The sequence below is a fragment of the Pseudomonas sp. JL2 genome (assembly GCF_031570495.1).
GTDB classification, from domain to species: domain Bacteria; phylum Pseudomonadota; class Gammaproteobacteria; order Pseudomonadales; family Pseudomonadaceae; genus Aquipseudomonas; species Aquipseudomonas rhizophila.
Window position 1 is genome coordinate 109,038 of record NZ_JAKUDH010000007.1, and the last position, 25,105, is coordinate 134,142.

The 25,105-nt window shown below is 62.8% G+C and carries 25 protein-coding genes; 12 read left to right on the forward strand and 13 right to left on the reverse strand.

Features of this window, described 5'->3' with window-relative positions; genetic code table 11:
* Window positions 1-53: 53 nt before the first annotated feature.
* Window positions 54-1,052 carry a LysR family transcriptional regulator gene (locus MKS85_RS12085; RefSeq protein ID WP_139050482.1) on the forward strand — a complete coding sequence of 333 codons (999 nt, stop codon included), beginning with the start codon at window positions 54-56 and terminating at the stop codon, window positions 1,050-1,052.
* Here the strand turns inward: MKS85_RS12085 and MKS85_RS12090 are convergent.
* Window positions 1,047-3,620, reverse strand: coding sequence for an EAL domain-containing protein (locus tag MKS85_RS12090; protein WP_281459310.1), 2,574 nt, complete (start codon window positions 3,618-3,620; stop codon window positions 1,047-1,049). The genes MKS85_RS12085 and MKS85_RS12090 overlap by 6 nt on opposite strands.
* A gap of 402 nt (window positions 3,621-4,022) precedes the next feature.
* Here MKS85_RS12090 and MKS85_RS12095 point away from each other — a divergent pair, with 402 nt between their 5' ends.
* The 3 genes from MKS85_RS12095 (at window position 4,023) to MKS85_RS12105 (ending at window position 6,213) form a co-directional block, all read left to right on the forward strand.
* A complete protein-coding gene (locus tag MKS85_RS12095; RefSeq protein WP_047228954.1) occupies window positions 4,023-4,409 on the forward strand; it encodes an EF-hand domain-containing protein in 387 nt (128 codons plus the stop codon).
* Window positions 4,410-4,571: 162 nt separating this feature from the next.
* Complete coding sequence (locus tag MKS85_RS12100) at window positions 4,572-5,459, forward strand: DUF692 domain-containing protein (protein ID WP_310662910.1); 888 nt, start codon at window positions 4,572-4,574, stop codon at window positions 5,457-5,459.
* Window positions 5,452-6,213 carry a putative DNA-binding domain-containing protein gene (locus MKS85_RS12105; protein ID WP_310662911.1) on the forward strand — a complete coding sequence of 254 codons (762 nt, stop codon included), beginning with the start codon at window positions 5,452-5,454 and terminating at the stop codon, window positions 6,211-6,213. The genes MKS85_RS12100 and MKS85_RS12105 overlap by 8 nt, the downstream gene beginning before the upstream one ends.
* Before the next feature lie 123 nt (window positions 6,214-6,336).
* Here the strand turns inward: MKS85_RS12105 and MKS85_RS12110 are convergent, their stop codons facing one another.
* From MKS85_RS12110 to MKS85_RS12125, 4 genes are all read right to left on the reverse strand, one after another.
* Window positions 6,337-6,831 (reverse strand): DoxX family protein, encoded by a 495-nt coding sequence (locus MKS85_RS12110; protein WP_047228956.1) that lies wholly within the window; start codon window positions 6,829-6,831, stop codon window positions 6,337-6,339.
* 18 nt (window positions 6,832-6,849) lie between these two features.
* A complete protein-coding gene (locus tag MKS85_RS12115) occupies window positions 6,850-7,515 on the reverse strand; it encodes a ferric reductase-like transmembrane domain-containing protein (RefSeq protein ID WP_310662912.1) in 666 nt (221 codons plus the stop codon).
* A 284-nt stretch (window positions 7,516-7,799) separates the two neighbouring features.
* Window positions 7,800-9,110 (reverse strand): ATP-binding protein, encoded by a 1,311-nt coding sequence (locus MKS85_RS12120; protein WP_310662913.1) that lies wholly within the window; start codon window positions 9,108-9,110, stop codon window positions 7,800-7,802.
* Window positions 9,107-9,847, reverse strand: a complete 741-nt coding sequence (locus tag MKS85_RS12125) for a response regulator (protein ID WP_003202589.1) — start codon at window positions 9,845-9,847, stop codon at window positions 9,107-9,109. The genes MKS85_RS12120 and MKS85_RS12125 overlap by 4 nt, the downstream gene beginning before the upstream one ends.
* 232 nt (window positions 9,848-10,079) lie before the next feature.
* On the opposite strand from MKS85_RS12125, the gene MKS85_RS12130 reads away from it, so the two are divergent.
* The 3 genes from MKS85_RS12130 to MKS85_RS12140 all read left to right on the forward strand — a co-directional run bounded on the left by MKS85_RS12130 (window position 10,080) and on the right by MKS85_RS12140 (window position 12,290).
* Window positions 10,080-10,343, forward strand: coding sequence for a DUF2790 domain-containing protein (locus MKS85_RS12130; protein ID WP_047228959.1), 264 nt, complete (start codon window positions 10,080-10,082; stop codon window positions 10,341-10,343).
* Window positions 10,344-10,521: 178 nt separating this feature from the next.
* Window positions 10,522-11,733: a cytochrome c biogenesis protein DipZ gene (locus MKS85_RS12135; protein ID WP_310662914.1), complete on the forward strand. Its 1,212-nt coding sequence runs from the start codon at window positions 10,522-10,524 to the stop codon at window positions 11,731-11,733.
* 227 nt (window positions 11,734-11,960) lie between these two features.
* Window positions 11,961-12,290 carry a hypothetical protein gene (locus MKS85_RS12140; protein WP_047229012.1) on the forward strand — a complete coding sequence of 110 codons (330 nt, stop codon included), beginning with the start codon at window positions 11,961-11,963 and terminating at the stop codon, window positions 12,288-12,290.
* An 8-nt stretch (window positions 12,291-12,298) separates the two neighbouring features.
* On the opposite strand, the gene MKS85_RS12145 is transcribed toward MKS85_RS12140, so the two are convergent.
* The gene (locus MKS85_RS12145) at window positions 12,299-14,179 is read right to left on the reverse strand and encodes a sigma-54-dependent Fis family transcriptional regulator (protein ID WP_047228961.1); all 1,881 of its coding nucleotides are present in this window, start codon (window positions 14,177-14,179) and stop codon (window positions 12,299-12,301) included.
* Window positions 14,180-14,540: 361 nt separating this feature from the next.
* Between MKS85_RS12145 and MKS85_RS12150 the strand changes: the two genes are divergently transcribed.
* From MKS85_RS12150 to MKS85_RS12170, 5 genes are all read left to right on the forward strand, one after another.
* Window positions 14,541-15,614 (forward strand): NAD(+)/NADH kinase, encoded by a 1,074-nt coding sequence (locus tag MKS85_RS12150; RefSeq protein WP_310662915.1) that lies wholly within the window; start codon window positions 14,541-14,543, stop codon window positions 15,612-15,614.
* A gap of 2 nt (window positions 15,615-15,616) precedes the next feature.
* Entirely contained in the window at window positions 15,617-16,594 is a 978-nt protein-coding gene (locus tag MKS85_RS12155; RefSeq protein WP_047228963.1) for a thiamine pyrophosphate-dependent dehydrogenase E1 component subunit alpha, read from the forward strand.
* 35 nt (window positions 16,595-16,629) lie between these two features.
* Window positions 16,630-17,646 carry an alpha-ketoacid dehydrogenase subunit beta gene (locus MKS85_RS12160; RefSeq protein ID WP_047228964.1) on the forward strand — a complete coding sequence of 339 codons (1,017 nt, stop codon included), beginning with the start codon at window positions 16,630-16,632 and terminating at the stop codon, window positions 17,644-17,646.
* Window positions 17,646-18,758 carry an acetoin dehydrogenase dihydrolipoyllysine-residue acetyltransferase subunit gene (locus MKS85_RS12165; protein WP_274091102.1) on the forward strand — a complete coding sequence of 371 codons (1,113 nt, stop codon included), beginning with the start codon at window positions 17,646-17,648 and terminating at the stop codon, window positions 18,756-18,758. Before MKS85_RS12160 ends, MKS85_RS12165 begins: the two co-directional genes overlap by 1 nt.
* Window positions 18,759-18,842: 84 nt before the next feature.
* Entirely contained in the window at window positions 18,843-19,907 is a 1,065-nt protein-coding gene (locus MKS85_RS12170; protein WP_230682633.1) for a 2,3-butanediol dehydrogenase, read from the forward strand.
* Window positions 19,908-19,962: 55 nt separating this feature from the next.
* On the opposite strand, the gene MKS85_RS12175 is transcribed toward MKS85_RS12170, so the two are convergent.
* The 7 genes from MKS85_RS12175 to MKS85_RS12205 all read right to left on the reverse strand — a co-directional run bounded on the left by MKS85_RS12175 (window position 19,963) and on the right by MKS85_RS12205 (window position 25,095).
* The gene (locus MKS85_RS12175; RefSeq protein WP_274091103.1) at window positions 19,963-20,469 is read right to left on the reverse strand and encodes a DUF6644 family protein; all 507 of its coding nucleotides are present in this window, start codon (window positions 20,467-20,469) and stop codon (window positions 19,963-19,965) included.
* Window positions 20,469-20,819, reverse strand: coding sequence for a DUF6152 family protein (locus tag MKS85_RS12180; protein WP_047228968.1), 351 nt, complete (start codon window positions 20,817-20,819; stop codon window positions 20,469-20,471). The genes MKS85_RS12175 and MKS85_RS12180 overlap by 1 nt, the downstream gene beginning before the upstream one ends.
* 26 nt (window positions 20,820-20,845) lie before the next feature.
* Window positions 20,846-21,400 (reverse strand): DinB family protein, encoded by a 555-nt coding sequence (locus MKS85_RS12185; protein WP_310662916.1) that lies wholly within the window; start codon window positions 21,398-21,400, stop codon window positions 20,846-20,848.
* Between the two features lie 177 nt (window positions 21,401-21,577).
* Window positions 21,578-22,495 carry a dihydrodipicolinate synthase family protein gene (locus MKS85_RS12190; RefSeq protein WP_310662917.1) on the reverse strand — a complete coding sequence of 306 codons (918 nt, stop codon included), beginning with the start codon at window positions 22,493-22,495 and terminating at the stop codon, window positions 21,578-21,580.
* Window positions 22,496-22,582: 87 nt separating this feature from the next.
* Window positions 22,583-23,611 carry a trans-3-hydroxy-L-proline dehydratase gene (locus tag MKS85_RS12195; protein WP_310662918.1) on the reverse strand — a complete coding sequence of 343 codons (1,029 nt, stop codon included), beginning with the start codon at window positions 23,609-23,611 and terminating at the stop codon, window positions 22,583-22,585.
* A gap of 118 nt (window positions 23,612-23,729) precedes the next feature.
* Window positions 23,730-24,452, reverse strand: coding sequence for an amino acid ABC transporter ATP-binding protein (locus MKS85_RS12200; RefSeq protein WP_139050469.1), 723 nt, complete (start codon window positions 24,450-24,452; stop codon window positions 23,730-23,732).
* The gene (locus MKS85_RS12205) at window positions 24,445-25,095 is read right to left on the reverse strand and encodes an amino acid ABC transporter permease (RefSeq protein WP_139050468.1); all 651 of its coding nucleotides are present in this window, start codon (window positions 25,093-25,095) and stop codon (window positions 24,445-24,447) included. The genes MKS85_RS12200 and MKS85_RS12205 overlap by 8 nt, the downstream gene beginning before the upstream one ends.
* Window positions 25,096-25,105: the final 10 nt, after the last annotated feature.

Sequence of the window (25,105 nt, forward strand, 5' to 3'; positions counted from 1 at the left end):
TTGGCTGGAATGTGCATCAACGCTTATCCCGTACAACCGACAGGGAGTCACCTATGTCATTCATCGAGCCCGCAGGACGCCAGGCTGTCACCGAGTATCGCTCACCGTCGCGCATCGCTGAGCCCTGGCTGGTCCAGGCATCCGGCATTTCGCCTCAGGTGGCGCAGTGTTTTCTGGTCAGTGCCCGTTGCGGCTGTTTCATGCAGGCGGCTCGCAGCCTGAACGTCAAAGCGACCTGGCTGCGCAAGCAGTTGGCGCAGCTGGAGGCGACGCTGCAACGCTCGTTGTTCAGTTTCCAGGGCAGCGCCTTGACCCTCAGTCGCGAGGGCCGGCAGCTGCAGGCGCGATTGATTGCACAGGTCCACGAAAGCTCAGTGCCGCACAATGATCAACCACGGGTCCGCCTGGCCGTGGCCGAGTCGATTCTGCACGACATCCTGGGCCGTGACCTGATCTCTTTGCTGCGGCGCAACGCCAGTGTGCGGTTGCAGATTATCACCCTGGACAGTGAGCTGGCGCTGCAAGCCATCAGTGCCGACCTGGTGCTGTGGTTGAGTGATTCGCACGCGTTGGGATCGGGGCCGAGTTTTCCCACGCAATCACCCGAACGACTGGCACGGCTGGACTATGTGCCACACATCGCCAAACGCTACTCACGCCCGGCTACCCGCCCCGAGTGCCTGGACGACCTGAGCGACTACATGCTTGTGCAATGGCAGCCAGACGGTCAGGTGGACAGCTTCGCGCCGTGGAACGCTCTGATGGAGCAACGCCGCGCGGGCGTGGTGCAGGTGCAATCCTACGCGTTGATGCTGGAAATGATTCGTTGCAGCGCCTGCATCGGTCTGTTGCCTCAGTACATGAGTCGCTTGGACCGTGGCCTGATCGCGTTGCCGAGGGTATTCGAACACCCGATGCAGCGTCAGTTATGGATGGCCGTGGGCAGTCACGCCCTGGACATGCCGCAAGTGCAGATGCTTGTCGAATTGATTCGGCACACGCTGGATGAGCGCAAAGAGTGGTTTCAAGTCATCCAGAACGATGCCCTATAACCACCGGGGTGTTGTAAAGAACGAGGCCATTTCCGAGCGGGCCAGGGCCGAGCCGAAGTAGGGGCCTTGTACGTGGTCGCAGGCCACGCTGCGCAATTGGCTGAATTGCCGGGCGTTTTCGATGCCTTCGGCGGTGACCATGAGACCCACGCTGCGGCTGAGTCGGATCATCGCCAGCACGCCTTCGCGATCATGTTCCAGGCCCAGCTGCGACAGGATGTTGCGATCAAAGCGTATGCCATCGAACGGTTGGTTCAGTACTTCGCGAAGGGAGGCGATGCTGGTGCCGAACTTGTCGATATTGATGCGCACGCCCAGGTCCTTGAGCGCATGAAGGGTACTGGCGACCGCTTTGTGGTCGATCAGCAGAACCCCTTCGGCCACTTCCAGGGTCAGGCGCTGGGGGACCAGGCCACTTGTCTCAAGGGCCGTTCGCACCTGATTGAGCAAGAAGCTGCTGCTGAACCACTTGGGCGAAACCGCGACGGAAACGTTGACAGCGGTGGGCCAGGTCACTGCTTCTTCGCAGACGTTGATCAACATCCAGGTTCCCAGCTCTTCCAGTTGGCCAGACGCTTCGGCGATCGGGATGAAGTCCGCTCCACCCAGTTCACCTTTCTCGGGATGGTGCCAGAAAGTCTGGGCCTCGAAGCCGTGCAGTTGTTCGGCGCACACATCGAAGCGAGGCAAGTAACGCAGCTCCAGTTGTTCGCGTTGCATGGCGTCGCGCAGTTGCTGCTCATAGCGCCGACGATCGCGAGCCATGTTGCCCATGGCCTCCTCATAGACCCGCCAGGTGTTGCGGCCCGCCGCCTTGGCCGCATACAAAGCGATGTCCGCGTGACGCAACAATTCAGTGGCGCGCTCGTCACCGGGTTGCGACCAGGCCACACCGATGCTCACGCCCAGGTACAAGGTGTTGCCGTCCAGGTGCATGGGGCGCTGCATGCAATCGATCAGGCGCTCACAGAGTTGTTCCAGGTCCCGGGGACTGCCGGGATCGGGCATGACGATGACAAACTCATCACCGCCCAGACGGGCCACCAGGTCGGAACTGCGCACGTTCTGCTGAAGGATATGGGCCACTTCCCGCAGCACTTTGTCGCCTACGGCATGCCCCAGGGAATCGTTGACCGGCTTGAACCGGTCCATGTCCAGGTTCAGCACCGCCAGCGGTGCCCCGTCGGCCGGGTCCAGGTGTTCGCTGAGGCAATCGAACAACCGGTTTCGATTGGCCAGCCCGGTCAGCGGGTCGTGCAGCGAGAGGTGCTTGATCTGGGCCAGCGCCCGCAGCTCCTCGGTAATGTCGGTGGCGGTGCCCCGAAAGCCCAAGGTGCCGGCTTCGATGGCGCGGACCGAAAGTTTGCACGTGCGGATACGCTGATTGCGCGCGGTGTACTCGCATAACAACGGGGCCGACGAATCGCTGTTGGCCCCGCCGAGCAGCCATTGGGCAATCGAAATCGAGCCACCGTGGGGATGGAGCAACCGATGCAGGGGCTTGCCCAGCCATTGTGTGGGGTTGAAGCCGGTCACTTGTTCAAAACGTTCCGACAGGTAGGTCAGCGTCCCGGTCGAATCCACTTCCCATAACCAGTCGGAGGACACTTCGGCAATATCCCGAAAACGTTCTTCGCTACGTTCCAGTGCCTTGCGGTGGGCCAACAGGCTGGCGTATTGACGTTCCTGGGCGCGAAGCATGACCAGGGCATGGCGCAGCACTGCCAGCGCGAGGATGGCCAACACCAGCAGCGCCAGGACCAGCAAGGGCAGCAGGGCCTTGCGCAGGTCGTTGCCGGGGGTCTCCGGACGCCACGCCAAAGCCTCGCCGGTCTGGCCGTCAAGGGATATCCGGGCCGTGTCCATCTGCTCCGGCGCATGGGTGATGTGGGCATCCGGCAGGGCAAAGTCTCGCGCCAGGTTTTGCAAAGAGGCGGCATCAAGGACTTTCACGAACAGCAGCAAACTGGGCGGCCCCGGGATTTCGGGCACGCTGTCGTCGGTGCCGACAGTGAGGGCCGAGGCGGCGACGAACGCAGGTGCGCCGTCGTGATGCAGCAGCTCGACGATGACTTCATCGCGGTTCTGCGGGTCGCTGGCTTTCTTCGCCAGCCCTTGCAGGTCACCTGCCAGCCACGTGTCGGCGTCGACCTCACTCATATCGCCATTGATCACCGAATAGACGGTTTTGCCGGTCGGGGAAATGACAAATACCGCCTGGTAGCCGTAGAGCCCGAAAACGCTGCTGCCGACGTTTTCCTGGTCATAGGCCCAGTCTTTGTCCATTTCGACATGCAGATGCCGGTAGGCGTCGCTCCACTTGGAATAGTCACTCAGGTCCCGCCCGATGCCGGCGCGGATACCGTCGATGGCGCGCTGGGCGAAAAACAGGCTCTGCTCACGGGCGCGCCTATCCTGGGCCCCGGTAATGCTGAGCAACAGTGCGATAGCCAGTGCTGACATGACGAACAGCAAAAGCATGATGGCCGGGAAGGTGCGACGGGTGAAGCTCTGGCTGGGCAGGCCTGGGGGCGAAACGGTGGAGTCGTTGCCAGCATCTTCAGTCATAAACAAGCCATCAGCTAAACGCGAAATATCCCGCACGTCCCTGTATCGGCTGTCGGCTCAATTAACTTAACCGTTCCGACAGTTGACACGGCGCAGAGGCGCTTGCTATTGGCCTTCAGGCAAAACGGTCGTCGCAGAGGCCTGGCTCATTCCTTGTCCTGGCGATTCCCCGGCAGCTGTTTGGCGATCTGCACAACGATGCCGCGCTCGTTCGGATCGACCGGCCACGCGCGCATGGGCGTGTATCCCAGTGTGTAGCAGGGCGGCCTGGATACATTTGCTTGTTTTCACCTCGGCTGGCGACACAGCCCGGATACACATCGACGGTTAACTACGCCTGCCAGCCGACACCGATCCCCGGTGCCGGTGACTGGCGTATCTGAACTTTCGAGGAACACCCCCATGCTCAACTTCTCCAGCAGTTCGTCTCTTGCACTCGGTCTGGCCCTGGTCGGCGGCCTTGGCCTTTCCACCGCAGCCTCGGCCCTGACCATGAACGATCTGGCCCAGGGCTACACCCTGGCGGCGGCCGATACGGTGAAGAAACCCGCTGAGGGCAAGTGCGGCGAAGATAAATTCGCCAAGACCGATACCAACCACGACGGCAAGGTTTCACGCGAGGAGTTCATTGCGGCGGCGCCGGAGCGCGCGGCTGAATACGACAAGATCGACGCCAACCATGATGGCGGCATCTCGTTGCCTGAGGCCGAGAAATACCTGGCGGGCCAGGCCAAGAGCGCCGAAGGCAAATGCGGCGAGGGCAAGTGCGGGGCGGCTATCGAGTCCTGACTTTCACCGGTGGGAAGCCTGACGGGGCAGGCGCCAGTGATGCCCTGTCGAGCGAACAACTGTGGCCAGGGAGCCGCTCCCTGGCCACAGGGTTTGGTTTTTACAGACTGATTGGCAATCGCCCTTCATGGCTTCCCATCTCTTACCCCAAGGAGATGTGCCATGCCTCAACATTCAGGCCTGAAAGGCCCCGCCGTACAGGTCACCCCCTCAATTACCAAACCCTCAGTAGGCCTGGGTCTGCGCCGCGCCTTGCTCGATGAACTGCGCAAGGCGCCCGCCGGGGATTTCGACTTTCTCGAAGTGGCCCCGGAGAACTGGATCGGCATTGGCGGCGCTCACGGCGCCGCTTTGCATGGGCTGGCCGAACGCTATCCGTTGTCGTGTCATGGCCTGTCGCTGTCTTTGGGCGGACCGGCGCCGCTGGACCTGACGTTTCTGGCGCAGGTGCGCGACTTCCTGGAGCGCTTCAATGTACCGATGTACAGCGAGCATCTGAGTTACTGCGGCGATGAAGGGCACTTGTATGACTTGCTGCCGTTGCCCTTTACCGAGGAGGCGGTGCATCACGTAGCGGCACGGATTCGGCAGGCCCAGGACGTACTGGGGCGCCGCCTGGCCGTGGAGAACGTTTCCTATTACGCCGCCCCGCAGCAAGACATGACGGAGCTGGAATTCACCCGCGCGGTATTGCACGAAGCCGATTGCGACCTGCTGCTGGACGTCAACAATGTCTACGTCAACTCGGTCAATCATGGCTTCGATCCCCAGGCATTCCTGGCTGGCCTTGCGCCTGAGCGGGTGGTGGGCATGCACGTGGCCGGGCACTACGACGAGTCCGATACCTTGAAAATCGACAGTCATGGCGCGCCGGTCAAACCGCTGGTCTGGGCTTTGCTGGCTCAGGCCTACGCGCGTTTCGGCGTCCAGCCGACCTTGCTCGAGCGGGACTTCAATTTCCCGCCCTACGCCGCGCTGGCCGCCGAACTGCAGACTATTCGCCGATTGCAGCATCAGGCCGAGCCGGGGCAGGCGGTGGCCCATGGCTGAAATCACGCAGACACTGCAGCAACAGCAACAGGCGTTGACCCGCTACCTGCGCGATCCTGATCACTGTCCGATTCCGCCGGGCATGGACGTGGCTCGGGCGCAGGTGTATCGGGACCTGATTTTCGAAAACATGCGTGCGTTGCTCAGCGGCACATTCCCGGTACTGGTGAGCGTGCTGGGGCAGGAGGCGTGGCGGGCCTGCGTACGCCGTTTCTTGCGTGAGCATCGTTGCCTCGCCCCCCGGTTCGCAGACATTGCCGGGGAGTTCGTGGGCTATCTCGCGGCCCGGCAGTCGCCTGAGGAACCGGCGTTCATGGCCGAGCTGGCTCACTACGAGTGGGTCGAAATGGCGCTGCTGCAAGCGCAAGCCGAGTCGCTGCCGGCCAGTGACGAGGCAGCATTGCTCGATTGGCCTTTGCGTGTCTCACCTTTGGCCTGGCCGCTGGCGTACCTCTGGCCGGTGCATCGCTTGGCGCCGGGCTACCAACCCACGACACCACCGCCGCAACCGACGCTGCTGCTGGTGCGGCGAACGCCTGGGTTTGCGGTGCGCTTTTCCGAGCTCAGTCCGTTGGCCTGGCGGCTGTTGCAGCGTATCGAGCAGTTTCCCGGGTTGGCTGGGCGCGACCAGTTGTTTGCGCTGGCGCGGGAGGCGGGGGTGGATTCAAATGAATTCATGGACAACGCGGTGATGTTGTTGCGCCAGATGCACAGGGAAGGGGTGGTCGGGGTGCAGGCGCAATCCGGCGGTTAAGCGCAGAACCTCCTTGTGGGAGCGAGCCTGCTCGCGATAGCGGTATTCCAGCCAACTTCGATGTGACTGGTCCACCGCCATCGCGAGCAGGCTCGCTCCCACAGGGATATGTATCAGGCGATGTTATCGGCGGTATCCCCGAGTGAGCAGCGCATCGACACTCAACTTCCCGGCCCCCTGCAACAGCAGCGGCAACAACGCCACCAGATAGATCAACGGCAGTTTGAAGTTGCCGTGACCTTTGTTGGTGATGGCGTACCCCTGGGCCAGTTCACTCAAGGTTGACCAATCCGCCGGCCAGTGCACGGCGGCGGTGGCGACGACCGTGACGACCATCAACACCAGCGCCGAAAGGCGAGTGCCCAGGCCCATCAGCAGGGCGAGGGCGCAGAGCAGTTCGGCCCACATCGACAGTTCCCAGTTCCAACTGGCCGGCAAGTGGTTGAAGGGGAAGGGGAACGCGGCCTGGATTTGGGCAAACCAGTTGTCGCCCTGCCATTTCTCCCAACCGGATTCGAAAAACTCCCAGGCCAGGAACAGGCGCAGGCCCAATGGCCCGAGCCACGTTCCGGTCTGATCGAGTGTTGTGCGCAGGCCTTTCAAAACATCTGCAGACATGATCGATCTCCCAGGGGCTCAATTCGAGTGGTCAGTGGCAACCAGAGGGGCGGCTGCGCGGCCCGACGGGGATGAACTCCTTCGGCGCGCGTTGGCCTGGGCGAGCTTGCCCACCAGACGAATCGCGATGGCGGCGCAGGTCAGGCCGAAGGGCAGCACGTACCAGGCACTCATGGGAATGCGCTTGAAGTTGGAGTAGGCAAAGATCGCCACCAGCACCCACATGCCGCTGACGTGCAGGCGTTTCCAGGTTTTGCCGCCAATCAGGCGCGCGGTGCTTTTGAAGGAGGTCAGGGCCAGCAGCAGGATGAATACGTATCCGACGGAGCCGGGGATATTGCCAACGGTGGTGCGACCCGGCCAGAACTCGGGGTTGAGCTGCCCATAGCTGTAGATCAGCACGGCGTGCACCAGATGGGAAAACGCGAAGGCCAATCCGATGAAACGTCGCTCGCGGACCAGGGACCGGCTCAGGTGCGACGGCACCAGTACGGCAAACGCCGAGGCGGTAAAGGCCAGCAGAAACAAGGCGAAGGATGAGCGGGCTGTGGCGCGGATGGCGCTGCGCACGCCCTCGGTCAGGTCCGGGTGGAGCGCCAGGGTCAGTGCGGTCATCAACAGCACCAGGGCGGCAAGCAGGCTGAACAGCGACCAGCCCTGGAAACGAAACGTGGAAGCAGGCATGAGAAGGCTCCTTGGGTGTGGGGCCCGATCTTGAATAGCGACCGGGAACACGAGGGAGTTTTTCAAACGGGTGTAAGTGGGGTGTGTCTGGAATTCGGGCGTTTGCATGCCTGTGTAACCGTGCCTGTGGCGGACACATTGGCATACAAAGCCCGAGTACATTAAAGCCTGGGGCTGACCTTTGTGGGAGCGAGCCTGCTCGCGATAGCAGTGGTGCAGCTTGCAGAGATGTTGGCTATACCGACGCCATCGCGAGCAGGCTCGCTCCCACAGGTGGAGCGGGGTTAAATTTCCCGGCTGAGCCGCAACTCGGCACACAACCCGCCGCCGTCACGATTGCTCAAGGTCAGCGAACCGCCCATGGCGATCGCCAGTTGCTGGGCGATGGCCAGCCCTAACCCGGTGCCACCGGTTTCCCGGTTGCGCGAGCTTTCCACCCGGTAGAACGGTTTGAGCACCTCGGCCAGCTCCTGCTCATTGATGCCGGGGCCACGGTCCAGCACTTGAATCGCCAGTTGTCCGTTGTCAGTGCGCTGCACCTGGATCTGCGCCGCACCGCCGAACTTCAAGGCGTTGTCCACCAGATTGACCAGCACCCGGCGCAGGGCATGGGGCCGGGTGTCGATGACCGCGGCGTTTTTCCCGGATAGCTGCACGTCCTGGCCGATGTCCTGATAGTCGAACACCAGGCTGTCGAGAAACGCATCCAGGTTGATGCGACAGCTGGCTTCGGTGGCGCCATGGATGCTGCGGGCATAGGCCACACCTTCGCGTACCAGATGCTCCATTTCACTCAGGTCGTTCCACAGCTTGTCCTTTTCGATGCCGTCGTCCATGAGTTCGGCGCGCAGCTTCATGCGCGTGATGGGGGTTTGCAAGTCATGGGAAATCGCCGCCAGCAACTGCATGCGCTCCTTGAGGTAGGCGGCGATACGGTCCTGCATGGCATTGAACGCCTTGGCGGCATGCACCACTTCGGTCGGGCCTTTTTCGTCGAGGCGGACGCTGTGGGCATTCGGGTCCAGGGTTTCCACCGCCTGGGCCAGTCGGGTCAGCGGGCCGACGGCGATGCGCACGGCCAGCCAGGTGCAGCCGATCAACAGCGCCAGTTGCCCCAGCAACACCACCGGGAGCCAGGGGGAGAGGGGCATCATCGCCGGGCGCACGTCGATGGTCAGCGGGCTGCCGTCGGCCAGGCGCAGGTGCGCCTGGTAGTGCTGCTTGGGTCCGGGAATGTCGGTGAACGTCAGGGCGTAGGCCTGACCGATCGCCTCCTGGATTGAAGTCACCGACACCGGGGCGTTGTCAGGAAGCATTCGCTGGCCTGGCTGACCTTCATCGAGCAGGTAGCCATAGTTGCGTCGGGCGAGTTTCGGCAGCCAGGCCTGGCGCTCGGCAGCCGGCAGGCGGTCGAGAATGGCGACCGAGGTCGAGACGTCGGTTTCCAGGTTGCCGAGCATGGTGGTCTTGGCACTCTGGTAGCGCTCGTAGTACTGGGCGCCGAACGACAGGCCCTGGGCCAGGATCAGGCCGATCAGGAAGATCAGCGACAGGCGCGAGGCGAGGGTGCGCGGCCAGCGCAGCGGCAGGGTCATACCGACGCCTCAAGGATCTCCACCGGCAACGAGAACACATAGCCTTCGCTGCGCACGGTCTTGATGTAGGCCGGCTCCCGGGCATCATCCAGCAACCGTTGACGCAGGCGGCTGACCAGCAGATCGATGGAGCGATCGAACAGATCGGCGTCCCGGCCCTGGGTCAGGTTCAGCAACTGATCGCGATTGAGCACCCGCTGCGGGTGGTCGAGGAACACCCGCAACAGGCGATATTCGGCGCCGCTCAAGGCGACCATGGTGCCGTCAGTGTCCAGCAGGTGCCGTGCAGTGGTGTCCAGGCGCCAGCGGCCGAACGCCAGCAGGCGACCGCTTTCGGTGACCACCAGGTTGGGCGGCAGCATGCGGGTACGCCGTAGCACGGCGTTGATCCGCGCCAGCAACTCCCGGGCGGCGAAGGGTTTGACCAGGTAATCGTCGGCGCCCATTTCCAGGCCGATGATGCGGTCGGTTTCATCGTTGCGGGCGGTGAGCATCAGTACCGGTGTGGCCTTGTGTTTACCGGCGCGCAGTTCCCGGCACAGCACCAGGCCATCATCGCCCGGCATCATGATGTCCAGCACGATCAGGTCCACCGGGGTCGTTTCGAGAAAGGCACGCATCTGTCGGCCATCGGCAACTACGGTGGTACGCAGGCCGTTCTTTTTCAGGTAGTTGCCCACCAGTTCTCTGATTTCGCGATCGTCATCCACGATCAACACATGATCGACGTGATCCATGGTGTTCTGCCCCTTGGCGTTTCGTTGTGATCAGTCTACAGGCGCCGGCCAGCCCGGCTCGCGGCGGTTTGTATTGCAGTGTATCTGGCGCGCGGCGGATACACAGGGATTCAAAAAGCCGCGTTGCCCGATACAGACGCGATACCTCACGGGCATTCAATGGCATCCATCGAGGCGGCACAACACGCCCCGGCCGAAAAACACACCCATTGAATGCATCGAGGATACCGCCATGAACACCAAAGCCGTCTACGCTGCCTGCCTTTTCGCCGCGCTGAACATCTGCACCTTGTCGGCCCGGGCCGAGAGTCACGTCCAGGCTCAGACCTACGCCTATGGCACCCACCTGGATATCCAGAAGGTCCTGTCCCTCAGCGAAGATCCGACCCCGGCCTGCGGCGTGGTGAATGCCCGCATGACCTACCTCGACTCAGCGGGCCACAAGCAGGCGCTGGACTATCGCAAGCTGGCTGACAACTGCAGCAACCAGAACTGACTCGCCGTGGCAGCCAACCTGTGGCAGTAAATCTGTGGGAGCAAAGCTTGCTCGCGATGCAGGCGCCTCGATTCCTGGCAATACCGCGTCATCGTTTATCGCGAGCAAGCTTTGCTCCCACGGAGGCGCCGCCCGATTTGGTGTGTTCAGTCTATCTACCTACCGTTGAGGTGTTGCCATGCTTTTGATCGCTTTTCTGGGCGGGATCCTGACGATCCTCAGTCCCTGCATTCTTCCGGTGGTGCCGTTTCTGTTTGCCCGGGCCAATCGCTCACGGGGCTCGGTACTGCTGACGCTGGCCGGCATGGTGCTGACGTTTGCCCTGGTTTCGAGTCTGGCGGTGGTCAGCAGCGAGTGGGTGGTGCGAGCCAGCAGCGTTGGCCGGCAAATCGCTCTGTGGGTGATGGTGCTGTTCGCCTTGTCGCTGATGTTCAGCCGCGTCGGTATATGGCTGGCGCGGCCGCTGGTGAGCCTGGGCAACCGTATCGATAACGGCGCCGGACGGATGGCCGGGCCTGTGGGCTCGGTGCTGATCGGGGTCGCCACCGGGCTGCTCTGGGCGCCGTGTGCCGGGCCGATACTCGGGGTGATTCTGACCGGGGCCATGCTGCAAGGCGCGAGCGCTGAAACCAGTCTGCTGCTGCTCGCTTACGGGCTGGGCAGTGCCTTGTCGCTGGGTGTGCTGATCCTGGCCGGGCGCGGATTGGCCGACCGCCTCAAGCTGTCATTGCCGATCACCACCTGGCTGCGCCGGGGTACCGGTGTCGTGGTATTGCTGGCAGCCGTGGCGATTGGCACGGGTGCCGATGATCGCCTGTTGGCCAGTACCTCCTCCCAAGGGGCTGCGACCCTGGAGCAGGGAGTACTGAAGAATGTGCCCAAGGCCATCGATTACCTGGTCGAAAAGGCGAGCGCGGCCTCCCTCGAATCGCTTCAGCCTCAGGGCGAGATGCCGTCCCTGGAGGGCGCCGTGCAATGGTTGAACTCGCCACCCTTGAGCAGCGAGTCACTGCGGGGCAAAGTGGTGCTGGTGGATTTCTGGACTTATGACTGCATCAACTGCCAGCGCACGCTGCCCTATGTGAACGATTGGGCGCGCAAGTACGAGAAGGAGGGGTTGGTGGTGATCGGCGTGCACACACCTGAGTACGGCTACGAGAAAATCATCGACAACGTGCGTGAGCAGGTTCGCAAGCTGGGGATCAACTACCCGGTGGCCATCGATAACCAATATGCAATCTGGCGCGCCTTCAACAATCAGTACTGGCCAGCCCACTACTTCATCGATGCCAAGGGGCAGGTGCGCTACAGCCACTTTGGCGAAGGGCGGTATGCCGAGCAGGAACGGGTGATTGGGCAATTGTTGGAGGAAGCCAAGGCCAGCCAGTAACCCGTGGCGAGGGAGCTTGCTTGTGGCGAAGGGATCTGTGGGAGCAAGGCTTGCCCGCGATGAACGATAACGCGGTTCAGTTGTTCGACCGCGGTGCGGCTATCGCGGGCAAGCCTTGCTCCTACAGATAAATCCCTCTCTACAAAAAATTGCGTAGCCGTGCTGGCCCCTTGCTCTTTCCAAGGTTGTCAAACTTCTTTTATTTCAGAAAGTTGGGCGACAAACCTATGCGGATTTCTATGTGGGTCGTGGTGACGTGTCTCCTGGTCGCCGTTTCGCTTGAGGCTCAGGCAAAGGCCCTGACGAAAAACCAGCAGTCGGTGTGCCGCTGGGGTTCGGACATTGCCGCCGGCGCCCAGGCGTCGAAGCTTTCCGGGATCACCTTGTACGGCGCGCGCAAAAGGTTGCAGGTGCGCAAGTTTCCCCGGCCGTGGATGCGCATGACCGCCCTGGGCATCACCGAACAGACCTATAACAGCGCTTCACGTCTCAAGCCCGCGGCCATCAAGCAGACCTACTATGAACAGTGCGTGCGGCATGCGCTGGCGCGAAGATAAGCGTTGGTTCACGCCGGGCTTCTGCCGGGCATTTCGATGCCATGCAGGTGAACCCTTCGATACAGGGTCGCTCGGGAAATGCCCAGCGCCCGTGCAGCGGCGGTGGGCTTCCAGCGATGCCGCACCAGCGCATCGAGCAGCATCTGACGCTCCGGGCTGGCGCTGGGTTGTGGTGCGTCCACAGGCGCTTGTGTGCAGTGCAATGACTCGGGCAGGTGACTGAGCTGGATCACACTCGCCTCGCTCACCGCGCAGGCGTAGCGCAGCACATGGCGCAACTGGCGGATATTGCCCGGCCAGTGATAACCGAGCAGGCATTCCAGGGCTGCGCCGCTCAATTGCGCCATCCCCCCGCACTGCGCCGATTCCTCATCCAGAATGCGGTTGATCAACGCCAGCCGATCACTGCGCTCACGCAGCGGCGGCAGTTGGAAGCGGGCGCCGCCGAGGCGAAAGTACAGATCCTCGCGAAACCCGCCGGCGGCAACCAATGTTTCCAGGTCGCGGTGGGTGGCGCAGATCACCTGAATGTCCACGGCCCTGCGCCGTGACGCCCCCAGTGGCGCCACTTCACCTTCGGCCAATACCCGTAGCAGGCGCGTCTGCAAAGCCAGCGGCATGTCACCGATTTCATCCAGAAACAGTGTGCCGCCATCGGCTTGTTGCAGCAGGCCCTGCATACCTTTGGCCGAGGCCCCGGTGAAGGCCCCGGCAACGTAGCCGAACAACTCGCTTTCGATCAGGCTTTCGGGAATCGCCGCGCAGTTCAATGCCACGAACGGCCGGTCACGACGCTGGCTGGCCTGATGCAGTTGGCGGGCAAATACCTCCTTGCCAGAGCCGGTTTCGCCTTGGATCAGCACCGGCAAGTTGCGATCCTTGACCCGTACCGCCAGACGCAGGCTGTCGGCCAATCGAGGATCCAGCTCCACCGGGGCCATGGCAACCCGGGGGCGCGGATTGGCCCGCTGTCGCGGCGCGCTCAAGCGACCATGCAAAGGCGACTCGATGCCGGGACTGGACAGCGGATAAAGACGCTCGTCGCGGGCACGGTGCAGCAGTTGCTGGTCGAACACCTGGCTGATGTGCTGCGGCAGTTGGCCGTAGTGTTGCAGCAGGTACTGGCGGGCTGCGGGGTTCAGGGCTTGCAGGCAACCGTCGTCGTCCCAGGCGAACAGCAAGTCCGGCTGGCTGTCGACGTAGCCGGCGTTGCGATGGGCCCGCAGCACCCAGTAGCCCTGGGCGCTGCTCATGAAAAACGCCTGTTCGATTTCCCGAGCGCTCTGGACCACCATCTGCCGGATCAGGTGCTGTGAGCGTCGATCATCCGGTGAACGCACCGCCGAGACATCCAGAACCCCGAGCAACTGCCCTTGCGGGTCGAAAACCGGCGCGGCGGAGCAGGTCAGGCCGATGAACGCCGCCCGGAAATGATCGCGCTTGTGCACCGTCACCGGGGCTTTGGCCGTGAGCACCGCCGCCACGCCGCAGGTGCCTTCTTCCCCCTCCGACCAGCAGGTGCCCAAGTACAGCCCGGCCTTGCGGCAGTCATTGCGAATGGTGGTTTCCACCCGGTAATCGATGGTCTGGCCCTGGGCATCGGTGAGCAGCACGCAGTAGTCGGCATCCCGCACCCGACCATGCAGCCGGGCGACTTCTTCGCTGGCGATATTAAGGAACAGTTCCGAGCGCTCGCGGCATTGCTTGAGCACGTCCTGGGACAGGATGCGCGGGCCCTGCAGCGAACCGGGGTCCAGATGATGTTGCTCCATGGAGCGACGCCAGGAGTCGAGGATCAGGTCCGGGACGGGCAGCTGTGGCAGTTGCGCCGCGTTTTTCAGTACGCGGCTGACGCAATCCACATGCGCCCGGGAGTGAGCGGAAAGCATACGGGCCTCCGTTTCAGCTTCTTATCGTTGTGCGCTCATTAAGCGCCGTTCGTTGTGCGCAGACAAGCTCGGCGAGCCGCACCGGCAAGTGTGAGACGCCACGTCTCACGGTCTCGCCAGAACCTCGTGCAGGCTGACATGTCGCGTCTCACAGCGCGTGGGTGGATTCCCTCGGAGGAGGCGCTGCGAGGGCTCTGTTCCGGGCCTTTCGCCGGTTCTATCGGTATCTGGCACCGCCCTTGCTCTAGCGTCTGCAACCGACCCGTTCGGACTGCCAATAATAAAAAACGAGGTGTCCCATGTCTCTGCACCGAGGGTTTTGCTGCCCAGGTCGTCCATCTACTCAACTGCCGGTGGCGCCATGAGTCGCCGTCCACTGACCGTGGGCATCATTGCCAACCCGGCGTCGGGGCGCGACGTGCGACGCCTGACCGCCAACGCTGGGCTGTTTTCCAGCACCGACAAGGTTTCGGTGATCCAGCGGCTGCTGGCCGCCTTTGGTGCCACCGGTATCGAGCAGGTCCTGATGCCGACCGACATGACCGGCATTGCCGCCGCCGTGCTGAAGAACAGCCACAGCCGCCAGGCGCGCAGCAGCCATTGGCCGGCCCTGGAATTTCTCGACCTGACGCTGCGCCAGACCGTCGAAGATACGCGTCAGGCCGCCCGCCTGATGGCAGGACGCGAGGTGAGCCTGATCGCCGTGCTGGGCGGCGACGGCACCCACAAGGCCGTGGCCGCCGAAGTCGGTGATATCCCGCTGCTGACCCTCTCCACGGGCACCAATAACGCCTTCCCCGAACTGCGCGAAGCCACCAGTGCCGGATTGGCTGGTGGGTTGTACGCCAGCGGCCGGATACCTGCGCAGATCGGCCTGCGTCGCAACAAACGCCTGTTGGTCTGCGATGCCGGACGCGGTTTGCGCGAAGTCGCCCTGGTGGACGTCGCCGTGTCGCCGCTGCGCTTTGTCGGCGCCCGGGCCATCAGTCGGGCGCAGGACCTGGCCGAGGTGTTCGTGACCTTCGCCGAGCCGCAATCCATCGGCCTGTCGGCGCTGTGCGGCTTGTGGTTCCCGGTGTCACGCCAGGCAGCGGGTGGTGCCTGGATGCGCCTGGACCCGCAATCGCCCGAAGCGTTGCTGGTGCCGCTGGCCCCAGGTCTGTTGCAAGGCTGTGGCGTGCTCGCCGCCGGCCCTTTGGAGCCCGGCGTCGCCCACAGTCTGTCGCTCTCCAGAGGCACCCTGGCCCTGGACGGCGAACGGGAAATCGAATTCAACGCGCAGGACCGGCCCACGGTCACTCTCGATGCCGGCGGCCCGCTGAGCATCGATGTCAATGCGGTGCTGGCCTACGCCGCGCAACAGCGTTTGCTGGCCATCGGCCGCGAACACCCGCAACACCCTCTGAATCTTCAAGAAGACACCCCAGGAGAATAAAAATGTCGACACCGCTCACCCACGATCAACTGCTGCACGCCTATCAGGTGATGCGCACCATCCGCGCTTTCGAAGAGCGCCTGCACGTGGAGTTCGCCACTGGCGAGATTCCCGGTTTCGTCCACCTGTATGCCGGCGAAGAGGCGTCGGCCGCCGGCGTCATGGCCCATTTGGGCGATGACGATTGCATCGCCTCCAACCACCGAGGCCACGGTCATTGCATCGCCAAGGGCGTGGACGTGTACGGGATGATGGCCGAGATCTACGGCAAGAAGACCGGCGTCTGCCAAGGCAAGGGCGGCTCCATGCACATTGCCGATTTCGAGAAAGGCATGCTCGGCGCCAATGGCATTGTCGGGGCGGGCGCGCCCCTGGTGGTGGGCGCCGCGCTGGCCGCCCGGCTCAAGGGCACCGACAGCGTCGCCGTGGTGTTTTTCGGTGATGGTGGCTCCAACGAAGGCGCGGTATTCGAAGCCATGAACATGGCCTCGGTGTGGAACCTGCCGTGCCTGTTCATCGCTGAAAACAATGGCTACGCCGAAGCCACCGCGTCCAATTGGTCGGTGGCCTGCGATCACATCGCCGACCGCGCCGCCGGTTTCGGCATGCCCGGGGTGACGGTGGATGGCTTTGACTTCTTTGCCGTGCACGAAGCCGCCGGGGCCGCCGTCGAACGCGCCCGTGCCGGGGAGGGGCCTTCGCTGATCGAGGTCAAGCTGACCCGTTACTACGGCCACTTCGAGGGCGATGCCCAGACTTATCGGGCACCCGACGAGGTCAAGCATTTTCGCGAGAACCAGGATTGCCTGATGCAGTTTCGCGAGCGCACCACGCGGGCCGGATTGCTCACCGTCGAGCAGTTGGACCAGATCGACAAGGAGATCGAGTTGCTGATCGAAAACGCCGTGTACAAAGCCAAGTCCGATCCCAAGCCCACCGCGGCGGACCTGCTGACCGACGTCTACGTCTCCTATCCCTGAACGCTCTTCATAAAACAAGAACAGAGAATCCCATCATGGCGAGAAAAATCAGCTATCAGCAGGCAATCAACGAAGCCCTGGCCCAGGAAATGCGCCGCGATTCCAGCGTCTTCATCATGGGCGAGGACGTCGCCGGTGGTGCCGGCGCGCCCGGTGAAAACGACGCCTGGGGCGGTGTGCTCGGTGTCACCAAGGGGCTTTACGACCAGTTTCCCGGGCGTGTGCTGGATACGCCGCTGTCGGAAATCGGTTACGTCGGCGCGGCGGTCGGGGCGGCGACCTGTGGCGTGCGCCCGGTGTGCGAACTGATGTTCGTCGACTTCGCCGGGTGCTGCCTGGACCAGATCCTCAACCAGGCGGCGAAGTTTCGCTACATGTTCGGCGGCAAGGCCTCCACGCCGCTGGTGATCCGCACCATGGTCGGCGCCGGCTTGCGTGCCGCCGCCCAGCATTCCCAAATGCTCACCTCCTTGTGGACGCACATTCCGGGGCTGAAAGTGGTGTGTCCGTCATCGCCTTACGACGCCAAGGGCCTGCTGATCCAGGCGATCCGCGACAACGACCCGGTGATCTTCTGCGAGCACAAATTGCTCTACAGCATGCAGGGCGAGGTGCCGGAAGAGCTCTACACCATTCCCTTCGGCGAGGCCAATTTCCTGCGCGACGGCAAAGACGTGACCCTGGTGTCGTACGGGCGCATGGTCAACACCGCGATGGACGCGGCCCGCAGCCTGGCCGGGCGCGGCATCGACTGCGAGGTCATCGACCTGCGCACCACCAGCCCGATGGACGAGGACAGCATCCTGGAAAGCGTCGAGAAAACCGGGCGCCTGGTGGTCATCGATGAGGCCAACCCACGCTGCTCAATGGCCACCGACATTTCCGCGCTGGTGGCGCAAAAAGCCTTTGGCGCGCTCAAGGCGCCGATTGAAATGGTCACCGCGCCCCATACCCCGGTGCCGTTCTCCGATGCCCTGGAAGACCTGTACATCCCTGACGCGGCGAAGATCGAACAAGCCGTGCTCAACGTGATCGAGTGGAGCAAGCGCTGATGAGCCAGATTCATACCCTGACCATGCCCAAGTGGGGCCTGTCGATGACCGAAGGCCGGGTCGATGCCTGGCTCAAGGAGGAGGGCCAGGCCATCACCAAGGGTGATGAAGTGATGGACGTGGAAACCGACAAGATTTCCAGCAGCGTCGAAGCGCCGTTCTCCGGGATCTTGCGGCGGCAGGTTGCCCGACAGGACGAAACCCTGGCGGTCGGCGCCTTGCTCGGGATTGTCGTCGACGGTGAAGCGAGCGATGCCGAGATCGATGCGGTCATCGAGCAGTTCCAGTCGTCCTTTGTGCCCGGCGACGCTGCCGACGAAGACAGCGGCCCGAAACCGCAGAAAGTCGAACTGGATGGCCGGGTGATCCGCTTTTTCGAGCGTGGCGAAGGCGGCACGCCGCTGCTGCTGGTGCATGGTTTCGGCGGCGACCTGAACAATTGGCTGTTCAACCACGAAGCACTGGCGGCCGGGCGTCGGGTCATCGCCCTGGACCTGCCGGGCCATGGCGAATCCGCCAAGACACTGCAACGCGGTGACCTGGACGAACTGAGCGGCGTGGTGCTGGCCTTACTCGATCACCTGGACATCAACGCTGTGCATCTGGTGGGGCATTCCATGGGTGGGGCGGTGTCGCTGAACGCCGCGCGCCTGATGCCCCAGCGAGTGCGGTCGCTGACCTTGATCGGCAGTGCCGGGCTGGGCGCGCAGATCAATGGCAGCTACCTCAAAGGTTTTGTCGAAGCGGCCAACCGCAACGCCCTCAAGCCGCAACTGGTGCAACTGTTCTCCAATGCCGAGCTGGTCAACCGGCAGATGCTCGATGACATGCTCAAGTACAAGCGCCTGGAGGGTGTGGACGCTGCGCTGTTGCAACTGTCAGCGACGCTGTTCGCCGACAGCCGCCAGCAGGTGGATTTACGCGAAGTGGTGCAGGCCGGCCACGTCCCGACGCTGGTGATCTGGGGCAGCGACGACGCGATCATCCCGGCAGCCCACAGCGACGGGCTGAGTGCCCAGGTCGAGGTGCTGCCCGGCCAGGGGCACATGGTGCAAATGGAAGCGGCCGAGCAGGTCAACCGGTTGATCCTAGGGTTCATTGAGCAGCACTGACCAAGCGGGCGGCGCGGTGATTCGTCGCCCCTACAAAATTCTGGAGGCAACGCTATGAACGTTTCAATCAAGCCTACCCGCAGCATGCGCGCCGCTGTCTGGCATGGCCGCAACGACATCCGCGTCGAAGACGTGCCGCTGCCCGTAGCGCCGCCCGCCGGCTGGGTGCAGATCCGCGTGCAGTGGTGCGGCATCTGTGGTTCTGACCTGCATGAATATGTGGCCGGGCCGGTGTTCATTCCGGTGGACGCGCCGCATCCGCTGACCGGCATCAAGGGCCAGTGCATCCTCGGCCATGAGTTCTGCGGTGAAATCGTCGAATTGGGGGCTGGTGTCGAGGGCTTCAGCGTCGGCGAGCCGGTGGCGGCCGATGCCTGTCAGCACTGTGGCACCTGCTATTACTGCACCCACGGGCTCTACAACATCTGCGAAAACCTGGCGTTCACCGGGCTGATGAACAACGGTGCGTTCGCGGAGCTGGTCAATGTGCCGGCCAATCTGCTTTACAAACTGCCTGCCGATTTTCCCGCCGAAGCCGGCGCGCTGATCGAGCCGTTGGCGGTGGGCATGCATGCGGTGAAAAAGGCCGGCAGCCTGTTGGGCCAGAACGTAGTGGTGGTCGGCGCCGGTACGATCGGCCTGTGCACCATCATGTGCGCCAAGGCCGCCGGCGCGGCGCAGGTGATCGCCCTGGAAATGTCCGGTGCGCGCAAGGCCAAGGCCCTGGAAGTCGGGGCCAGTCATGTGATCGATCCGAACGAGTGCGACGCCCTGGCCGAAGTCCGTCGTTTGACCGCTGGTCTGGGGGCCGACGTCAGTTTCGAGTGCATCGGCAACAAGCACACCGCCAAACTCGCCATCGACCTGATCCGCAAGGCGGGCAAATGTGTGCTGGTGGGGATTTTCGAGGAACCGAGCGAGTTCAACTTCTTTGAACTGGTCTCCACCGAGAAGCAGGTACTTGGCGCGCTGGCCTACAACGGTGAATTCGCCGACGTGATTGCCTTCATCGCCGATGGGCGCCTGGACATCTCGCCGCTGGTGACCGGGCGCATCCAGCTGGAGCAGATCGTTGGCCAGGGGTTCGAGGAACTGGTCAACAACAAGGAGCACAACGTGAAAATCATCGTGTCACCCGCACGGATCTGAGCGCGCCTGAGGTGGGCGATTGGCGATGGCCGGCAAGGCCATCGCACTTTTTATCTCAGGTATAGGCCAGCAAGCGCCCACACAACACCACCGTGAACCATATCGCCACGGACAGCACCGCCTGCGCTTTTGCCAGTCCTGGTGCCGCGCTGGCGGTGTTCCATTGGCTGACCGTGCGATAAATCCCGAGGTGAAACACCAGGGCGTTGAGGCCCGCTGCCGCAATCAGGCACAGCTTGAGGATAAACACGCCATTGCCGGCGAAGTCATGGGGATGGGCGCTGAACATCATCAAACCGGCGGGTACGATCAACAGCAGGGCCGCAAGGGCCCAGGGCAGTAGATGGCGGGCCAGCGCCGTCACGGCAATGTCCTTGGACACCCCAAGCACCCGCAAATCGAACATCACCACCGCGCCCACCAACAGCGAAAACCCGATGATGTGCACCACCTCCACCAACGGGTAGAGCCACAGTTCGCCGCGCATGGCCAGCGCCAGGGACGAACCTTCCAGTTGGTCCAGCCAGCCCTGCGGGTCGTTGCCTGCCTCGATGGCCTGCATCAGCGCAACTCGACGGTCTTGTTGTCGACGGTGATGCGTTCTGCGCGCAACTCATCGGGTTTGTTGCGGTTTGCATAGCCGACCACGCCCACCTGGTTGCCAGGCTTGAGCATGTCCTTGCTCAGGCCTCGGTTCTCCATGCGTGACGGCGGGGCGAGGACCACGGTCCAGGTTTTGTCCGCCGTTTTCAGGCGCACGAAGCCATGGGGATGCGAATAGCCGGATTCTTCTATCGTTCCGTTGAGTTGCAGGGTGTTGTCAGTGTCGTACTCGCTCCAGCCGTGATGGGCCAGGGCTGTCGTTGCCACCAGCATCAACGATAAGCCGATGCAACCGAGTATGTGTTTCATGGCAGGTCTCCTGTTGGATCATCGGTTCAGCCCGGCAGGTAGTTGCGCCAGACGCGGTCTTCGCCGAGCTGCAGTGACTGCTCGTCTTCTTCGCGAAACCTGCGGTCGCAGTCGAGGAAGAACTCATCGAGTTGCGGCGGCTTGACGTGGGTGGTACTGAGCATGGTGTGGACCTGTCCGCGATGATGGATCTGATGTTCGAACAGGTGCAACAGCAGTCGGTCGATTCGTTCGCGCACCACCTCGTCGACACGCACCAGATCGACGGAGCGGGCGAGGTCGGTTTCCCGCAGGGCTTCGCAGAATGCCACCAGTCGCTGGTCGGTTTGAGTTTGATTGTGCCGTAGTTGGGCAAAGGCCAGCGTCTCGGAAAAATCCTTTATCTGGCCGTCACGGTCGCCTTCCAGGGCGGTGAGGTAATAGCGGTCCACTTCCAGGATGTGGCAAAGCGTGGCCTGGATGGACGGGAAGAACCCCGTGCGCGGTGCCTGGTATTGGGCCTCGCTCAACGGCGCGCAGGCAGTGAGTAGTCGGTGATTGGCCCACTGATTGTTCAGGGCCTGGGCCAGGAAATAGTTCATGGGGCACCTTGTGTGCGAGCTGGCTCACGATGAGGGCGGCACATCCAGCATAGTCGATTCAGACAGACCGCTATCGCGAGCAGGCTCGCTCCCACAGGGATTTGTGGTGAATGTGGGAGCGAGCCTGCTCGCGATGGCGGCGGCGCTATCACCGCCGGTCAGCGCCATGTCCTGCGGTCAAAGCCCCACATCCGGCAACACCGGCCGATTGGCCAGGGCCTTGGCCATGATCTGCTCGACGTACACGCGATCTTCCTCCGGCAGCGCCAGGCGTGGTGGGCGGGTGAGGGAGCTGCCGCGACCGGCGATGGCTTCGCACAGTTTGATGCACTGCACCAGGTCGGCGCGGGCGTCCAGGTGCAGGATCGGCATCAGCCATTCATAGATCGGCATCGCTTCGGCAAAACGTCCGGCGCGGGCCAGGCGGAAAATGGTTTCGCCTTCTTGGGGGAACACGTTGGACATCCCCGAGACCCAGCCTTCGGCACCCACGGCCAGGCTTTCCAGCACCACGTCGTCCAGGCCTGCAAACAACACAAAGCGGTCGCCCACTTCATTGCGCACGTCGATGAAGCGCCGGGTGTCGCCGGACGAATCCTTGAAGCACACCACGTTGTCGCAATCGGCCAGGGAAATCAGGATGTCCGGGGTCACGTCATTCTTGTAGATCGGCGGGTTGTTGTAGACCATCAACGGCACGTCGGCATGCCGGGCCACGTAGCGGAAATGCTCGGCGGTCTCGAACGGCTTGGAGCCATAGACCAGCGCTGGCATCAGCATCACGCCGTCGACGCCAACCCGGCGCACCGCGTTGGCGACCTTGGCCGCCTGCACGCTGGTGAACTCGGCCACGCCGCAGATCACCGGCACCCGGCCCCGGGCAGCATCCACCGCCACTTCGGTCACGGCGATTTTCTCCTCGGCGCTCAGGGAGGTGTTTTCCCCCACCGAGCCGCAGACCACCAGGCCTGACACGCCATCGCGGATGACGTTGGAAATCACTTGATGGGTTTTTTCCAGGTTGATGGAAAAGTCATCGTTGAACTGCGTGGTGACGGCGGGGAATACGCCGCTCCAGTTGATGCGTTTGCTCATGGTTGTCTCCGGTTGTTAATGGTATGTGGCGAGGGAATTTGTGGGAGCAAAGCTTGCTCCCACAGGGGGCGATGCCAATTCAAGAAGTCATGCGCCAGGCCAGGTATCCGAAAGCCGATACCCCTGTGGCCAGGGATCTGCCGGGTCGAGCAGCAACTGATGCGTGCCGGTGATCCACGCGCGCCCGGCGATGCACGGATAAATCGCCGGACGCCCGGCCACTTCGGTCAATGAATCGATACGGCAGTGGAACTCGGAGCCGATGATCGAGCGGCCGATGAAACGCTCTCCCACTTGCATCAACCCCTTGGCGTGCAACACCGCCATGCGCGCCGAGCAACCGGTGCCGGTGGGGGAGCGATCGATCTTGCCGGGCTGGATCACCACGGCGTTGGCACCGCTGGCGATGCCGTTCTCCAGGACGATGGGCGCGGCGATCTGGCAAAACGAGATATGCGACCAGTCCGGGTTCAACGGATGCACAAAGCCCAGTTGCTCGTTGGCGGCCCGGGTGATTTTCAGCCCCACGGCCACCAAATCGGCCGCTTCATCAGGACGGATAGCAAAGCCCAGGCGCTGGGCGTCGACGATGACGAAACTGTCGCCGCCGTAGGCAGTGTCCACCTGCAGCGACCCCAGCCCCTCGACTTCGATCCAGGCATCGAGGCGGTCGGCGAAGGAGGGCACGTTCTTGATTTCCACCCGCTGGACTTTACCGTCGCGGCAGTCGGCCACCGCTTCGATCAGCCCGCCGGGCGCTTCGAGGACCAAGCGCGTCTGGGGCTCGGTCATGGGCAGGATGCCGCTATCGAGCAACACAGTGGCGACGCACAACGAGTTGGAACCGGACATCGGCGGTGTGTCGGCCGGTTCCATGATGATCCAGGCCATCTGCGCCCGCGGGTCCTTGGCCGGCACCAGCAGGTTGACGTGACGGAACACGCCGCCACGGGGTTCGTTGAGGACGAAGTTGCGCAGGGTCTGGTCCTGGGCGATCCAGCGTGACTGTTCCCATACGGTGGCGCCGGGCGGTGGTGCGACGCCGCCGACGATCACATCGCCGACTTCGCCTTCGGCGTGGCAGCTGACGATATGGATGATTTTCGATGAGCGCATGAGTCAAATCCTTGTGTTGTCTTGTAGGGCCTCATCGCGAGCAAGCTCGCTCCCACAAAGGGTTCTGTGGTGTACACGAAACAGTGTGGGAGCGAGCTTGCTCGCGATGGGGCCATCGCTATTTCACCGACTTGAGAAACGCCGCCGTCTCCGGCTGCACAGGGTTGCCAATCACCTGATCCGGCGGCCCGATCTCATGGACCCGCCCGTCGCAGAAAAACGCCACGCGGTCGGACACGTCCCGGGCGAAGCGGATCTCGTGGGTCACCAGCACCATGGTCATGCCGTCTTCGGCGAGCATGCGCATGGTGTCCAGCACTTCGCCCACCAATTGCGGGTCCAGGGCCGAGGTGGCTTCGTCGAAGAGCATGTAGTCCGGCGACATCGCCAGGGCCCGGGCGATCGCCATGCGCTGTTGTTGACCACCGGAAAGCTTGCCGGGGAAGGCCTTGAGCTTGTCTCCCAGGCCCACATGTTCCAGCTGTCGCAGCGCCAGCGCTTCGGCCTCCTGCTTGCTTTTTCCCAGCACTTTGCGAGGCGCCAGCATCACGTTTTCCAGCACGGTCAGATGGGGGAAAGCGTTCCATTGCTGGAACACGATGCCGATCTTTTGCCGCAAGCGGTTGAGGTCGGTGGCGCGGTCGTGAACCTCGATGCCGTCCACGCGGATGCTGCCTTTGTGGATCGGCTCAAGGCCGTTGATGCACATCAGCAGGGTCGATTTGCCGGAGCCGGAGCCGCCGATGATCGACACCACTTCCCCTTTGTCCACCGTCAGGCTCACGCCCTTGACCACTTCCAGCTCGCCAAAGGATTTGTGTACGTTCTCGATCTCAATCATTTTCCTGCCACCTTCTTTCCAGACGTGCGCCAAGGCGGGCGACCACCAGGCTCATGACGTAGTAAATGAGGCCCGCAATGCACAGCACCAGCAGCGGTTCCTGGATGCGGGTGACGATGGTTTGCGAGGCGCGCAGCAGTTCGACGATGCCGATCCACATCACCAGCGCGGTGTCTTTCATCACGCCCAACACCAGGTTCAGCCAGCCAGGGAATGCGACCCGCGTGGCAATCGGCAGGACGATGTAGCGCAGATCCTGCAGGTAACTCAGGCCCAGGGAGCGACTGGCGCGCCGGGTACTCAACGGCACCGCCAGCACGCCACCGCGCACGATCTCGGTGAAGTAGGCGGCGGCGTAGACGCCGAGCACGATGCAACCGACCGCGAAGGCGCTCAGGTTCAGGCCGACGATGCTCTTGAGGGCGTTGAACAGCACGAACTGGATCAGCAGCGGAACGCTGCGAAACACGTCCAGTACCCACGCCAGTGGCAGGCTGGCCCGCGGCAGCAATGCCCGCAGCAGGCCGAACAGCAAGCCGGCCAGGGAGCCCAGCAGGATCGACCACGCGGTCAGTTGCAGCGTGACCCAGGCCCCGTCGAGCAAGAACAGCAGATCGTTAAGGGTGAGGCTGGTTTCAAACATGACGAGCCCT